This is a genomic window from Mycobacterium sp., assembly GCF_050701515.1.
Classification (GTDB): domain Bacteria; phylum Actinomycetota; class Actinomycetes; order Mycobacteriales; family Mycobacteriaceae; genus Mycobacterium.
In genome coordinates this window covers 1-12693 of the sequence record NZ_JBOGDB010000124.1, presented here as the reverse complement: position 1 = coordinate 12693, position 12693 = coordinate 1, and the positions used below count along the sequence as shown (strand labels likewise).

The following is a 12693-nucleotide window of genomic DNA, read 5'->3' as shown; positions in this document are numbered from 1 at the left end:
TGGTGCTCAAGGACGTCGATAACGACGCTGCGCAAAAGGGCAAGGGCTACTCCGAGAAGCTGGAAGCCAAGGCACTGGAACGCGGCAAGACCACCGAGGAGAAGTCCAAGGCGCTGCTGGACCGGATCACCCCGACGGCCGATGCCGCAGATCTCAAGGGTGTCGATTTCGTGATCGAGGCGGTCTTCGAGAACCAGGAACTAAAGCACAAGGTCTTCCAGGAGATCGAGGATGTCGTCGAGCCGAACGCGCTGCTCGGCTCGAACACCTCTACGTTGCCGATCACCGGCCTGGCGTCCGGCATCAAGCGACAGGAGGATTTCATCGGGATTCACTTCTTCTCGCCGGTCGACAAGATGCCTTTGGTGGAAATCATCAAGGGCGAGAAGACCTCTGACGAGGCGCTGGCCCGGGTGTTCGACTACACGCTGGCGATCGGCAAGACCCCGATCGTGGTCAACGACAGCCGGGGCTTCTTCACCAGCCGCGTGATCGGCACGTTCGTCAACGAGGCGCTGGCGATGCTCGGCGAGGGTGTCGAGCCGGCCAGCATCGAGGCCGCAGGTTCGCAGGCCGGCTATCCGGCGCCGCCGCTGCAGCTGTCCGACGAGCTCAACCTGGAACTGATGCACAAGATCGCTGTCGCGACGCGCAAGGGTGTCGAGGACGCCGGCGGCACCTACGAGCCGCACCCGGCCGAGGCGGTCGTCGAGAAGATGATCGAGCTCGATCGCCCGTCTCGACTGAAGGGCGCGGGCTTCTACGAGTACGTCGACGGCAAGCGGACCCAGCTGTGGCCCGGACTGCGCGAGACGTTCAAGTCCGGCTCGTCGCAACCGCCGCTGCAGGACATGATTGACCGGATGCTGTTCGCCGAGGCGCTGGAGACCCAGAAGTGCCTCGACGAGGGCGTACTGACGTCGACCGCGGATGCCAACATCGGCTCGATCATGGGCATCGGCTTCCCGCCGTGGACCGGTGGCTCGGCGCAGTACATCGTCGGATACCCCGGCGGCAAGGCCGGTTTCGTGGCGCGGGCGCGTGAGCTGGCCGCCAAGTACGGTGACCGCTTCACCCCGCCGGACTCGCTGCTCTAGTCATCCGCGCTAAATTGGCCGCGTGACCCAGGGCTTTACCGAAAAGTTCGCGGCGGGACTCGCTAGGTACGGCGAGCGGCCGTGCATCGAGTTCGAGGGCCGGTGGTACTCCGGCGACGAGATCACAGCGTACGCCGATGCGATCGCCACCGCCTTGCGCGACGCGGGGGTCGACGAGCGAGCGCCGGTCGGTCTGGTGGTCCGCAACCGGCTGCCGCACGCCGCGGCGATCATCGGCTTTCTCGCCGCCGGGCGGGCGGTCTCGATGATTTACTCCTTTCAGTCGCCCGAGTCGATCGGCCGCGACATCGAAAAGCTCGAGTTATCGGGCATAGTCGCCGATCGCGAGGACTGGACCGATCCGGTCATCACCGCCGCCAAGCGCGCAGGGAGCGCCGGCGTCGCGATCTCGATGCAGACGCCCGTCGTCGCGGCCGTCTCCGGCCTGCAGCGGCGCGACCACACTCGACGGCACGCCGACGTCGAACCCGGTGTGGCACTGCACATTCTGACCAGCGGCACCACCGGCCCGCCGAAACGGCAGGCGATCAAGACGTCCGTGCTGGAGCGGACGGTATTCAGTGTGACCAGCGGTGAGGCCGCCCCGCCTGGGGCTCCGCCGGAATTCGCCTACTGGCAGTTCGGCGGCATCGGGGTATGCCAGCTGGTCGCGGGAGTTCACAACGCCAGGCGCATCGTCATGCTCGAGCGGTTCACCGTCGACGGGTTTGTCAAAGCGATAAAGACGCACGGCGTCAAGCGCTCCGGCGTGCAGCCCGCCGTCATTCGCATGCTGCTCGACGCCGACGTACCCAAGGAAGATCTGGCGTCGTTGGATTTCCTGATCAGTGCGTCGGGCCCGCTCGACCCCGAGACTCGCGATGAGTTCGAGAAGCACTTCGATATCCCAATCCGGTTGGCCTACGGAGCAACGGAATTCGCGGGTTCACTCTGTGCGTGGACTCCCGATCTCGTCGATGAGTACGGTGAATCCAAGCGCAACAGCGTCGGTAAACCCCTGCCGGATACCCGAGTGCGCATCGTCGACCCCGACACCGGAGCCGAACTGCCCGCGGGCGAGCAGGGGTTGTTGGAAGCCAGAATCGCCTCGATCAGCCCTGACTGGATCCGAACCACCGACATCGCCTCCATCGACGCCGACGGTTTCGTCACGCTGCACGGCAGGGCGGACGGCGCGATCAACCGCGGCGGATTCAAGATTCTTCCGGAAACCGTTCGGCGGGTGCTGATCTCGCACCCCGCGATACGGGACGCCTGCATTGTTGGAGTGCGCGATGCGCGTCTGGGTCAGGTGCCGTTCGCCGCCCTCGAAGCCACGCCCGGCGCCGCCCGTCCGTCCGACGACGAGCTCAAGGAGCTGGTGCGTCAAGAGCTGCCGGTGTACAACGTGCCGGTGGCCTTCGCCTGGGTGGACGAACTGCCGCGCAACCCGGCGCTGAAGGTGAGCCTGCCCGACGTCGCGGCACTCTACGAGCCCGCGGAGCGCGCAAACAGGTAGTGGCGCCCCGGGTTCTTGCCGTTGTGGTCCATCCCCGGCTCGTCGCCCGAGGACAGCAACGTCCAGTCCACAGCGAATCGCCGTTCCACCTCGGCCGGGTCGATGCCGGGCACCCCGAACGAGCCGCCACGAATGAATTCGACCAGCAGCAGCTTCGCGTCGGGCGCGGCGACGGCGGTGACTTCGCGAACGTAGGCGTCGCGGTCCTCGTCATTCATGCCGTGCAGGCATCCGTTGTCCACGATCAATGCGAAGTTTGTGCCGACGCCCTCTGAGCTCAGCCGGGTCACGTCCGCCTGGGCGAAGGTGACGTCCACGTTGTTGGCCGCCGCCTTGGCGCGTGCCTTGTCCACCGGCTTGGCGACATAGTCGACACCGGTGACCTTCCATCCGTGCTTGGCCAGGTAGATGGAGTTGTCGCCGGTGCCGCAGCCCAGGTCGAGCGCGGTTGCCGCCGGCAGCGGGGGCGAGCCGTCGCCCTCGATCACGTCCCGCAGGCTCTTCGCCATCGGATGGCCGTCCCACGGGGTGAAGCCGAGCCGGTAGAGCGTCCTGAAGAGTAGTTGTCGCGAGGACACGATCGTCAGAACCCCCCGAGGTCGGCGGACAGCCAGTGTTGTGGCTTCAGATGGATGATCACGGATTCGCCGTGCTCGCGGCGGGCGACCTCGAGATAGGCGTCCACATGCTGCGGCGGGAGGTAGCGCTTGGTTATCTCGACGAGGTGCTCGTCGGTGCCGGGCTCGATGCGGCTGATCGGACCGTCGACCGCGACGTAGCGAACCGTCGGTTCGGCGCGGTCCACCATCAGCGTGAATTCCCCTTGCGTCTCGATCAGACGGTGCTTGCGCGAACCGTTCCCGGTCAGCACCCACGGCTCACCGCCGGGCGAGTACTGGTACCAGATCGGCACCGTCAGCGGTCCGCGTTTGTCGCCGGCGCTCACCGACAGCGCCGCGATGTGGGGTTCGGCTAGGAAATGTTCGCGTTCTTCCTTGGAAAGGGCCATGCTCGCCAGGTTAGTCAGGACGGGTTAGTGTCTCGAATGGCATTGCCAACGATGCGGGGAGGGCAACTATGGGGGCCTATCAGACCGTGGTGGTCGGGACCGACGGTTCTGCGTCGTCGCTGCTGGCAGTCGACCGCGCAGGCACGATGGCCGCCGAGTCGGACTCGAAGCTGATCATTGCGACGGGATACTTCCACCAACCTGAGGATTCGCGCGCGGCCGACGCCCTCGGCGACGAGGCCTACAAAGTGAAGGGCAAGGCGCCGATCTACGCGATCTTGCGGGAGGCCCGCGACCGTGCCAAGGCGGCCGGGGCCAAGAATATCGAGGAGCGCGCGATTGAGGATGCTCCGGTGCATGCGCTGGTGGACGTCGCCGAGTCCGTCAAGGCCGATCTGCTGGTAGTCGGCAACGCGGGGCTCAACGCGATCATCGGGCGGGTGTTCTCGGTCCCCGGAAGTGTCGCCACCAGGGCCAAGGCCGACGTGCTGATCGTCCACACCACCGGCTGAGGCTTTAGGGTCGACGGTCATGCGCTTCGGACTATTCATCCCGCAGGGCTGGCGACTCGATCTGGTGGACATTCCCACCGAAAAGCATTGGCCGGTGATGCGTGACCTGGCCGCCTACGCCGATGACAGCGCCTGGGACTCGCTGTGGGTGTACGACCACTTCCACACCGTGCCGATGCCGACCGATGAGGCCACCCACGAGGCGTGGTCGCTGATGTCGGCCTATGCCGCCACCACGTCGCGGATCAAGCTCGGCCAGATGTGTACCGCGATCAGCTACCGCAATCCGGTCTATCTCGCAAAGCTGGCGGCAACCGCCGATATCGTCTCCGGCGGCCGAATCCAGATGGGCATCGGCGGCGGCTGGTACGAGCACGAATGGCGGGCCTACGGCTACGGATTCCCGTCCGCCGGCGTGCGACTCGGCCGGCTCGACGAGGGCGTGCAGATCATGCGGACCGCCTGGCGCGACGGCAGGGTCAGCTTCGACGGCAAGCACTATCAGGTCGATGGCGCGATAGTGGCGCCGAAGCCGTTGCAGGAGAGCGGGATTCCGCTGTGGATCGCCGGCGGTGGGGAGAAGGTGACGCTGCGCATCGCCGCGAAGTATGCGCAGTACACCAACTTCACCTCCGAGCCCGCCGCATTCGCGCACAAGTCACAGGTGCTGGCCCACCACTGCCGCGACGTCGGCACCGACTACCACGCGATCGTGCGGTCGGCCAACTTCAACGCCGTCGTCGGCGAGTCCGAGGCAGACGTGGACGAGCGCATCGCCAGTATCCGGGCCAGACAGGTGACCAAGGCGAACGAGGCCGCCGTCGACTCCATGCTGGCCATGGTCAAGTCGCCCGACTCCGCCAGCGGCACACCGGAGCAGGTCGTCGAAAAGCTGGAGCGAATGCAGGAACTCGGCTGTGAGTGCGCGATTCTCTACTTCCCGGAGGCGGCCTACGACCGCTCCGGTATCGAGCTGTTCGAACGCGAAGTGATCCCGGCGCTGGCTTAGCCGCCGCGGCTAGGGCGCCGGTGGACCCGGCACGAGCGGTGGTGGCGCGGCCGGATCGGGCGCCGGAGGCGGGTCGAAGTACCCCGGCGGCGGTGGCCCGTTCAAGGAGTAGTACCCCGGCGGCAGCGGCGGCGCCGGATCGGCCCCTGGCGGTGGTGGGGCCGTTGCGGGCATCTGGCCAGGCGGCGTACGGGTGAACCCGTATGGATCCTGAGCCTGGTGCCACGCATCCCTGAGGAAGCCCAACGGCCCCGGCCTCGAACCCTGTCCATACACGGGGTTCGGCACTTCCGGTATGGGCGGTGCCCCGACGGGTGGCGGCGCTTGCGCCGCTACGGGCTCGCTCCCCGGGGCTTCCACCACCGGCTGCCCTGGGGGAACGACGCCTGGCTCGGGCGCCGCCGGCGTCGGGGAGGGCGGCGGCACCGGATCCGCGTTGGCCTGGGCCGCCACGGCCAGCGCGCCCAAGCTGATTACGGCACCGGCGAGTGCGATGCTGGCGACGTGCGTGAGTGAAAACGTGCGTCCGCTCATGGGTGGCGTGGTGTGCCTCCTGATAGGGCCCGCGAGGGCTGCTGTTGACCCGTGACTGAGGCTAGCGCGTTAACGCGGCGCGCGCGTCGTCAGGGCGATTTGTGCCATCCGACGTTGCTAATCGAGCTTCGACGCCTGGTAGTGGGCGATGCTCCAGCCGTCGTCGCCGCGCGTGACAACCACACCCAGATACCCGTTCACCGCTTGCCGGTCGGGAAATGAGAACTCGGCGCTGAGGTAGCCGAGCACCAAATTAGCTGCAAACGACGGCGATGTCTGGCTGCCGGCCGCCGATCCTCACCGATTCGACGGCGCCGAACCAGCTACTGGGTCGTCCACACGCCGGTCGCCGCGGTCTCGCGCGCGTAGTCGCTGAAGTCCTTGGGCTCGCGTCCCAGCGCGCGCTGCACACCGTCGGCCAGCTGTGCCTTGCTGCCCAGCACCTCGGTGAACAAGTGGTTCAACAGCCAGATGAAGTCCTGCGGCATGCCGTATTCCCTCAGCATCGCGGTGTAGTCGTCGATCGACACCGACATGAAACTGATGTCACGCCCGGCGGCCGCTGCAACCTCCGCCACCGCTTCGCGGAAGCTGAGCAACCGCGGTCCGGTCAGCTCGTAGAGCTGGCCGACATGGCGGTCGTCGGTCAGCGCGGCCACCACGACGTCGGCGATGTCGTCGACGTCCACGAACGGCTCCTGCGCGTTGTCGACCGGCAGCGCCACGGTGCCCGCGAGCACCTCGTCGAGCCAGGCGCCCTCGTTGAAGTTCTGCGCGAAGAAGGCGCACCGCACGACCGTCCACTGCAGGCCCGACGCCTTGACGACGGCCTCGGCCCGTTCGGCCTCGACTTCGTTGCGACCGGAGAGCAGCACGAGCCTGCTGACGCCGGCTTGGTTGGCGAGTTCGGTGAGCCGGCGGATTGCCTCGACCGACCCGGGCACGGCCAGGTCCGGGTAGTAGGTGATGTAGACCTTGTCGACGCCGGCCAGGACGGGCGCCCAGGTCTGCGGTTTCTCCCAGTCGAACGGGATGTCCGCCGAGCGGGAACCGCGCCGGACGGGTAGGCCGCGCTCTTCGAGTTGGTCTACGACGCGCTTTCCGGTCTTGCCGGTGCTGCCGATGACGAGAATGGTGTTAGTGATTGCGTTGGTCATGGGTCGAATTCAACGGCCCGGATTCGAGACGATCCATGGCTTAAACGCTCAAAAGCATGTTGGATCGTCTGGAAAGGGACCGGCGATGGAGAAGATCTCACTCACCGCGCTCGCGCGGCAGCATCTGGAAACGGCGCGCGCGGCGAGCAGCGGCCGTAGTGCACACACGATCTACGGCGGCCACGAGCACTCTCTGCGCCAGACCCTGCTGGCGATGACGGCCGGTAGCACGCTGGACGATCACGAAAGCCCCGGCGAGTCCACACTGCAGGTGCTGCAGGGCAGGGTGCGGGTGACCAACTCATCGGCCGGCTGGAACGGGTCGCCCGGCGATCACATCATCCTGCCTCGTGTACGGCATGGATTGCAGGCGGTGGAGGATTCGGTGGTGCTACTGACCGTCGTGAAACCCGTTGGGCCGCACGTCTAGATCGCCGGGCCGAGCAGATCATCGGCGTCGCGGATCACGTAGCCGTAGCCCTGCTCAGCCAGGAAGCGCTGACGGTGCGCGGCATACTCGGCGTCCAGGCTGTCGCGCGACACCACCGAGTAGAACATCGCGCCGCCGCCGTCGGATTTCGGCCGGAGCAGCCGGCCCAGCCGCTGCGCCTCCTCCTGCCGAGACCCGAACGTCCCCGAAACCTGCACCGCCACATTGGCTTCCGGCAGGTCAATGGAGAAGTTGGCGACCTTCGACACCACCAGCGTGGGCACCTCGCCGCGCCGGAACGCGTCGAACAGGGCCTCCCGGTCGGATGTCTTGGTCGATCCCTGGATGACCGGCGCATTCAATTCCTCGCCCAGCTCGTCGAGCTGATCCAGATAGGCGCCGATCACCAAGATCTGGTCGCCGGGATGACGCTCCAGAATGGACTTCACCACCGCGAGCTTCGAATGCACCGTCGAACACAGCCGGTATCGCTCATCGGGCTCGGCGGTGGCGTAGAGCATCCGCTCGTTGTCGGTCATCGTCACCCGCACCTCGATGCACTCCGCGGGTGCGATCCAGCCCTGCGCTTCGATGTCCTTCCACGGCGCGTCGTAGCGCTTCGGCCCGATCAGGCTGAAGACGTCACCCTCGCGACCGTCCTCGCGGATCAGCGTGGCGGTCAGACCCAGCCGCCGCCGGGACTGCAGGTCGGCGGTCATCCGGAACACCGGCGCCGGCAGCAGATGCACTTCGTCGTAGATGATCAGGCCCCAGTCGCGGCTGTCGAACAGCTCGAGGTGCCGGTACTCGCCCTTGGAGCGCCGGGTCATCACCTGGTACGTGGCAATGGTGACCGGGCGGATCTCCTTGCGTTCCCCGGAGTACTCGCCGATCTCTTCCTCGGTCAGCGACGTCCGGTTCATCAGCTCGCGCTTCCACTGCCGGCCCGCGACGGTGTTGGTGACCAGGATCAGGGTCGTCGCGCCGGCCTTGGCCATCGCCGCCGCGCCGACCAAGGTCTTGCCCGCGCCGCACGGCAGCACCACCACGCCCGAGCCGCCGGACCAGAACGAATCGGCGGCCATCACCTGGTAGTCGCGCAGGTGCCAGCCGTCCTGGCGCAGGCTGATCGGGTGCGCCTCACCGTCGACGTAGCCCGCCAAATCGTCGGCCGGCCAACCGATCTTGAGCAGCATCTGCTTGACTCGGCCGCGCTCGCTGTTGTGCACCACCACAGTGTCGTCGTCGATGCGGGCGCCCAGCATCGGCGCGATCTTCTTGTTGCGCAGCACCTCCTCGAGCACCGCGCGGTCGAAGCTGACCAGCGTCAGGCCGTGCGCCGGGTGCTTCACCAGCTGCAGCCGGCCATACCGGGCCATGGTGTCGACGATGTCGACCAGCAGCGGCTGGGGCACCGCGTAGCGGGAGAACGACACCAGCGCGTCGACAACCTGTTCGGCATCGTGGCCGGCCGCACGGGCGGTCCACAGTGCCAGCGGGGTGATGCGGTAGGTGTGGACGTGTTCGGGCGCGCGCTCCAGCTCGGCGAACGGGGCGATCGCGGCGCGCGCTTCGCCCGCTTGCTCATGCTCGACCTCGAGCAGCACCGTCTTGTCGGACTGCACGATCAGGGGGCCGGTCATTCGATCCATTATCCGGGTTCGGCCGACACCACCGACGTGACGCGATGGATGGCGAAGTCGCGGACCCGGCCGGACGCCGGATCGTAGGCGGTCAGCTGGCCGCCACGGACATTGATCGGCGCCACCACGCGCTGGGTGGCGACGCCCGCCGGGTCGACGTATCCGATCACCACCGAGTCCTGTAGCCGCGCCGCCTCCTGCAGCTGCGAGATCGCCACGGCGGGGTCGATCCGCATGTTGGCGAACGGGGTCGCGGCCACCTTGCGCAAGACCGCGACGATCGCGCCCAGCGTCTGCCCGGTGGGAGCCGGCACCGGCCGATGGACCCGGCGGTGCGGCGGCGCGGGCACCCGCGCCCCGCGGGCCCGAATATCAACGATCGTCCCGGACGTGTCCTCGGCTGCCGGGGCGAAGCCGGCTGCTCGGAGTGCCGCCAGCACCTCGGAGATCGGCGCCTGCGACACCGCCACGGTCGGGGCGAGCACCCTCATTTCCAGCTGCTCGGCCGCGGGCGCGGCGACGGCCTGGGCGAGCAGCGCGGGGTCCTCGCAGCGGACGAACGAGGCGGCGATCCCGACGCGCAGTTGCCCATGTCTGCGGGCGACGTCGTCGATGAGATATGTGAGACCTTGTGGCACAGGTGTTTTGGAGTGTCGTTTGAACAGCGCATGCAACTCGCCCGCTGTCCGTCCGGTGTCCAGAGCGCGCCGAATCGACGCCTCGCTGATCCGGTACACCATTGCAGCGCCCGCCGATTCGACGGTCGCCACCGCGGCCAGCTGCTCGGCCAGCTTGCGTTCCAGCGGCCCGGGCACGACAACCGTCAGGTCGGCCTGCAGCAAGAAGTGATCGATCGGCTCCGGCAGTGCCCGGGCCATCGCGTCGACGGCATCCTCGTCCGGCCCGCCGGACAGGAGCCCGCGGGCCGGGGTGGTGATCGCGCCACGGCCCACAATTCCCAAAGCGTGTGCCTCGGTGAGCAGGTCGCTCACCGGCTGCGGTTGTAACCGCACCGCCCAGCGGGGGCGCCGCCAGATCATCGCCCCCGAGGCCTCGGTAGCGTCCACGCCAGCGCCCGCGGACAGGTCGGCGAGCATGTTCAACAACAACCGGCGGTCCAGCGGAGCGGCGGTGGAATACAGCGAATCGGAAAGGGCCGCATAGGGTTTGCCGTCTGGCCCACGGCTGCCGATCAGTCCCGGCCTGGCGGGGAGATCCAGCCAGGTGGATGCCAGCAGGTGCCAACGCGTCGCGGTCGGCGATTCGATGAATCGGTCCGCCGCCACGGTCGGCGCCCAGTGTGGCCCGCCGCCGTCCCGCGGATCAAGGTCAGGCAGACCGGGCGCGATCAGCCCCGCCGCCGCCGCGAGCTCGAGGATCAGGCCCAGCCGCCGTTCGTCGATGCCGGTCAGCTTGGTCAGCCGCTTGACGTCGCGTACCCCCAGCCCGCCGCTGCGCAGCTCGGGAACCGGTGCGGCACCGAAGGTTTCGAGCACCAACTCGACTTCACGTAGCAGATCGATCACCGCTCCCGCGGCGACAGCGTCGACGTCGGCCGGTGTGGTGGACGACACCACAGGATCGGGCGGCGTCAACTCGGCCGGGCCGGCCATCTCACCGCGAAGCACCTGGCCCACCATGCGGGGCAGGATCACGGTTTCGGCGTCGATCTGACGGAGCAGACCCGCGGCCAGCAGCCGCTGCACCGGGCGGTCCGGCGGGGTTCCGGGCGCGGCGTCGCGGGTTCTGCCCATCGGCGAGCCCTCCATCAGGCGCCGCAACAGGTCGCGCTGCGCGTCGTTCAGGCCCGCGAGCAGGTCGGCAATCTCGTCGGCAGTGTGGTCGGGCGCTTCGAGGATGGCCTGCCCGGGATACCAAGGCAGGGCGGCCGCGGCCTCGGCGGCCACCCGCAACGTGGCGTCGCCCCACACCAGCGCACGCTCGCGCAGGTCGTCCAGCGCGACGACGACGGTCTGTTCACCGGAGCGGTCATCGATCAGGGCCATCAGCTTGGCCGGCGGCACGGGCGCGGTGTCGGCGTGCAGCACCAGCAGCGCGTCGAGCACCGCCAGCCGGAGAAAGTCCAGCTCGTCGGTGCCGGCCTTGACCGATTGGCGGGCCTGCGCGCGGGCCGCCAGCGCCGCGATGCTGCCCGGTGGCGGCTGTGTCAGGTCGGGCCGCAGCTCCAGCAGCCGGATGAGCCGCTCGTCGGGCAGATCGGCCAGCCAGGCGCCCAGCGGGGTGCCCGAAGTTTGTTCGGTCATTGGGATCCTTGCGGCGTGGAAACCCTGGCTTAGCTGGGGCAGGAAGCGCCGTCTCTCCTTATGGTGTCGGTGGTGGCGGCTACGTTACTGGCGTGGCGCGATACCGGCTTCTTCCTACCGCTGAGCAGGCGGCGGTGTTGGCCGAGCATTGTCGCCACGCCCGGTATGTGTGGAACCTGGCCGTCGAGCAGCAACAGCATTGGCAGCCGGGACGCCGCGCGCCCGGCTACCACGAGCAGTGCGCTCAGTTGACCGCGGCCCGCGCCGAGCACGACTGGCTGGCCGCCGGGTCGCAAACCGTGCGGCAGCAGGCGCTGCGGGACTTTGCCCAGGCGATGCGCAACTTTTTCAACAGAACGCACCGCCGCCCGACCTGGCGTAAAGCCGGCGTGCATGAGGGATTCCGGCAGGTCGCGGTCAGGCCGCATCATGTCGAGCGGCTGAATCGCCGGTTTGGCCGGGTGTGGGTGCCCAAAGTGGGCTGGGTGCGCCTTCGCCTCTCGCGGCCGGTCCCTGAGGAGGTGAAGTCCTACCGGGTCACCCGTGATCGGGCCGGCCGATGGCATATCGCGTTCGCCCACATCCCCGAACCCATCGCGGGCCCAGGTGAGGGCAGTGTGGTCGGTATCGACCGCGGTGTTGCCGTGTCGGCGGCCTCGTCGACCGGTGAACTGCTGCAAGTGCCTGGTCTGAGCCGCGGTGAGGCCAGGCGGCTCAAGGTGCTGCAGCAGCGGCTGGCCCGCGCCGAGCGCGGCTCCAACCGGCGTGCCCGCACGAAGCTGGCGATCGCGAAGCTCAAAGCCCGCGAGAGAGACCGTCGCAAGGACTGGGTCGAAAAGGCCACCACTGACATCGCGCGGCGCTTCGATACGATCCGCCTCGAAGCACTTGATGTGCGTGCGATGACCCGCTCTGCGCGCGGAACTGTGGAGCAACCTGGTGTGGGTGTTGCTCAGAAACGCGGTCTCAACCGGGCTATCAACCGGAGTTGTTGGGGTCTGCTGGCCGCGCGTTTGCAGCACAAGGCCCATGGTCGGGTCGAGCAGATTCCGGCCGCCTACACGTCGCAACGATGCTCCGCCTGCGGGCATGTCGCACCCGGAAACCGCAAGAGCCAAGCGGTTTTCGAGTGCGCAGCCTGCGATGCGGGGACCCCGAACGCCGACGTGAACGCTGCACGCAACATCGCCGCCGGACGGGCGGTGACAGCACGGGGAGACCTCGGTGCTAGCCGGTCTACGAACCGTGACCCTCAGCTCAGCTCTCCTGCCCATAGGTAGTAGGACGGGGTTGGAATCCCTTGGCTTCAGCCTGGGGAGGACGTCAAGGATCACCTATACCGTCCTCGTCGTCGGCACCGGGGTCGACGGAAGGTAGAAGTTCGGCATCAGGTCGTCCTCGGTGGCGGCCAGCCGATAGCCGGACAGGTCGTGCACACCCTCCTCGGACAGCACCTCTTCATCGGTGTAGAAGTGGCCGCTGCAGTCGGCCGGCCGGGTGATCAGAGCGTGCACCGCGT

The 12693-nt window shown here is 67.7% G+C and carries 13 protein-coding genes and 1 pseudogene; 6 read left to right on the top strand and 8 right to left on the bottom strand.

What is annotated here, in order from left to right:
• Both ACRDU5_RS10655 and ACRDU5_RS10650 read left to right on the top strand, forming a co-directional pair.
• On the top strand, window positions 1–1097 hold a 1097-nt coding region (locus ACRDU5_RS10655; RefSeq protein ID WP_526614464.1), incomplete at its 5' end, for a 3-hydroxyacyl-CoA dehydrogenase family protein.
• A gap of 22 nt (window positions 1098–1119) precedes the next feature.
• Window positions 1120–2616, top strand: coding sequence for a class I adenylate-forming enzyme family protein (locus ACRDU5_RS10650; protein WP_526614463.1), 1497 nt, complete (start codon window positions 1120–1122; stop codon window positions 2614–2616).
• Here the strand turns inward: ACRDU5_RS10650 and ACRDU5_RS10645 are convergent.
• Window positions 2586–3194: a class I SAM-dependent methyltransferase gene (locus tag ACRDU5_RS10645; RefSeq protein ID WP_526614462.1), complete on the bottom strand. Its 609-nt coding sequence runs from the start codon at window positions 3192–3194 to the stop codon at window positions 2586–2588. The two genes, ACRDU5_RS10650 and ACRDU5_RS10645, sit on opposite strands and share 31 nt — an antisense overlap.
• Before the next feature lie 5 nt (window positions 3195–3199).
• Window positions 3200–3625, bottom strand: coding sequence for a pyridoxamine 5'-phosphate oxidase family protein (locus ACRDU5_RS10640; RefSeq protein ID WP_526614461.1), 426 nt, complete (start codon window positions 3623–3625; stop codon window positions 3200–3202).
• Between the two features lie 68 nt (window positions 3626–3693).
• Between ACRDU5_RS10640 and ACRDU5_RS10635 the strand changes: the two genes are divergently transcribed.
• Window positions 3694–4137 (top strand): universal stress protein, encoded by a 444-nt coding sequence (locus tag ACRDU5_RS10635; RefSeq protein ID WP_526614460.1) that lies wholly within the window; start codon window positions 3694–3696, stop codon window positions 4135–4137.
• 19 nt (window positions 4138–4156) lie between these two features.
• Entirely contained in the window at window positions 4157–5146 is a 990-nt protein-coding gene (locus ACRDU5_RS10630) for an LLM class F420-dependent oxidoreductase (RefSeq protein WP_526614459.1), read from the top strand.
• A 9-nt stretch (window positions 5147–5155) separates the two neighbouring features.
• Here the strand turns inward: ACRDU5_RS10630 and ACRDU5_RS10625 are convergent, their stop codons facing one another.
• From ACRDU5_RS10625 to ACRDU5_RS10615, 3 genes are all read right to left on the bottom strand, one after another.
• Window positions 5156–5680, bottom strand: coding sequence for a hypothetical protein (locus tag ACRDU5_RS10625; protein ID WP_526614458.1), 525 nt, complete (start codon window positions 5678–5680; stop codon window positions 5156–5158).
• Window positions 5681–5797: 117 nt separating this feature from the next.
• Window positions 5798–5929, bottom strand: coding sequence for a hypothetical protein (locus ACRDU5_RS10620; RefSeq protein ID WP_526614457.1), 132 nt, complete (start codon window positions 5927–5929; stop codon window positions 5798–5800).
• A 74-nt stretch (window positions 5930–6003) separates the two neighbouring features.
• The gene (locus tag ACRDU5_RS10615) at window positions 6004–6837 is read right to left on the bottom strand and encodes an NAD(P)H-binding protein (protein WP_526614455.1); all 834 of its coding nucleotides are present in this window, start codon (window positions 6835–6837) and stop codon (window positions 6004–6006) included.
• Window positions 6838–6922: 85 nt separating this feature from the next.
• Here ACRDU5_RS10615 and ACRDU5_RS10610 point away from each other — a divergent pair, with 85 nt between their 5' ends.
• Entirely contained in the window at window positions 6923–7267 is a 345-nt protein-coding gene (locus tag ACRDU5_RS10610; RefSeq protein ID WP_526614454.1) for a cupin domain-containing protein, read from the top strand.
• On the opposite strand, the gene ACRDU5_RS10605 is transcribed toward ACRDU5_RS10610, so the two are convergent.
• Together ACRDU5_RS10605 and ACRDU5_RS10600 are read right to left on the bottom strand one after the other, a co-directional pair.
• A complete protein-coding gene (locus tag ACRDU5_RS10605) occupies window positions 7264–8910 on the bottom strand; it encodes a DNA repair helicase XPB (RefSeq protein WP_526614453.1) in 1647 nt (548 codons plus the stop codon). The two genes, ACRDU5_RS10610 and ACRDU5_RS10605, sit on opposite strands and share 4 nt — an antisense overlap.
• 8 nt (window positions 8911–8918) lie before the next feature.
• Window positions 8919–11174: a helicase-associated domain-containing protein gene (locus ACRDU5_RS10600; protein ID WP_526614452.1), complete on the bottom strand. Its 2256-nt coding sequence runs from the start codon at window positions 11172–11174 to the stop codon at window positions 8919–8921.
• 92 nt (window positions 11175–11266) lie between these two features.
• Between ACRDU5_RS10600 and ACRDU5_RS10595 the strand changes: the two genes are divergently transcribed.
• Entirely contained in the window at window positions 11267–12454 is a 1188-nt protein-coding gene (locus tag ACRDU5_RS10595; protein ID WP_526614451.1) for a transposase, read from the top strand.
• Between the two features lie 54 nt (window positions 12455–12508).
• On the opposite strand, the pseudogene ACRDU5_RS10590 reads toward ACRDU5_RS10595, so the two are convergent.
• Window positions 12509–12693, bottom strand: a pseudogene (locus ACRDU5_RS10590) (SDR family oxidoreductase); the annotation flags it as partial.